This window comes from Mycobacterium timonense, assembly GCF_025821985.1.
Taxonomy (GTDB): domain Bacteria; phylum Actinomycetota; class Actinomycetes; order Mycobacteriales; family Mycobacteriaceae; genus Mycobacterium; species Mycobacterium avium.
This window is the reverse complement of sequence record NZ_JACKSY010000107.1, coordinates 1-1,265: the sequence shown is the minus strand read 5'-3', so window position 1 is coordinate 1,265 and position 1,265 is coordinate 1. Positions and strand designations below refer to the sequence as shown.

Annotated in this window: 2 protein-coding genes; both read right to left on the bottom strand. The window is 70.9% G+C overall.

Annotated features, from left to right (window positions below; translation table 11 throughout):
• Positions 1-211, bottom strand: a 211-nt coding sequence (locus H7I87_RS25930; protein ID WP_264002942.1) for a PPE domain-containing protein, incomplete at its 3' end; no start/stop codon positions are given.
• Between the two features lie 437 nt (positions 212-648).
• Positions 649-1,265 (bottom strand): PE/PPE C-terminal domain-containing protein (locus H7I87_RS25925; RefSeq protein WP_264002941.1); only part of this gene is annotated, 617 nt, incomplete at its 5' end.

Sequence of the window (1,265 nt, the reverse complement as noted above, 5' to 3'; positions counted from 1 at the left end):
TGGCCGCAATCCCCAACTCCGCGGCAACCTCATCCCACGCCGCCGCCGCAGCCATCAACGGCCCCGACCCCGGACCCGCATACATACGACCAGAATTGATTTCGGGCGGTAACGCTCCGAAGTCCATGGCTACCCAGCACCAGACTCGAACGACATGTATCCCCTCGCAGGTGGTTTTTCGGTAATGACCGTCGGCATTTGCTTGCTGCATTTGCTTGCTTGGGAAGGCTAAATTGCCGCACGCCCCGTCGCCGCTTGCCGGCGTGGCCGCCGGTGGGGTGCGCGGGGTTTCGATTGCGGGTGTCGCGGTTCGGCGTCGGCGCGGCCGGCCGCGGGCCGCGACCTCACCGGGATGCCGGGTTACCTGCGGCAATACCCGGTGGGCGGAGTCCGTCGCCGGCTCACGGTCCCGCTGGGACGGGCGGATCGGGGGCGGGCCCGCGGGGCCGGACGCCGCGGCGCGGGATAAAAATCCGGTCGCAGATAAAGCCGGGACGCGGGTGCTCGCGCGCGGCGGTCATCCGCTGGCGGGGGTGGCTGCCGCCGGCTGGCCGGCAACCGGTGCGCGGGATGCTGGAGAACCGAAACGCGCCCTGCCGCAGGGTGTTTCGCGGGCAGGGCGCGTTTCGGTTGGCGCCGGTGGGTGGGTTATCCGGCGAAGGGTGGTCGGGCCATGACGGTGGGGCGGAAGCCGTATTTGGGTCCGGCGGCACCGTGGCCACCCGCCCCGGCACCCGCCAGGGGCATGCCGCCGAGCAGGTTGCCCGGTCCCCCGGCCGCCTCGGGCGCCGCACTGATGCTGCTGACCGGAATGGCATGCCCCAACGCCGGTGCGGCCGGGGCACCCGACCAGGCCACCGGCACCGACAACTTGCCCCCGATCGAACCCGCACCGCCCAACGCCGCCACCGGATGCGCCGCGGCCGCACCACCACCGAGCATGCCGCCCAACCCACCCAGGCCGGGCAACGCCTTGGCCGCCGCCGGAGCCGCCCCACCAATGGCCCCCACCGACTTGGCGATCTGGGTGAACGTGTTGGCCATACCAGTACTGAAGTACGGCAACCCCTCCGTGTTGTAGAACAGGCTGGCGAACGGGCTGTAGCCGTTGACGGCACTACCCAGGCTGGTCGGCAACGTCGTCTGGCCGGTGAGCAGGAACCAGATCTCCGAGAGCGGATCGGTGCTGGTGGTCGAGGCCGCCGTGGTGGCCGCCTTGGTCGCCGTGGTCGAACTCGACGCCGGCTGGGCCAGCGACTGCAACG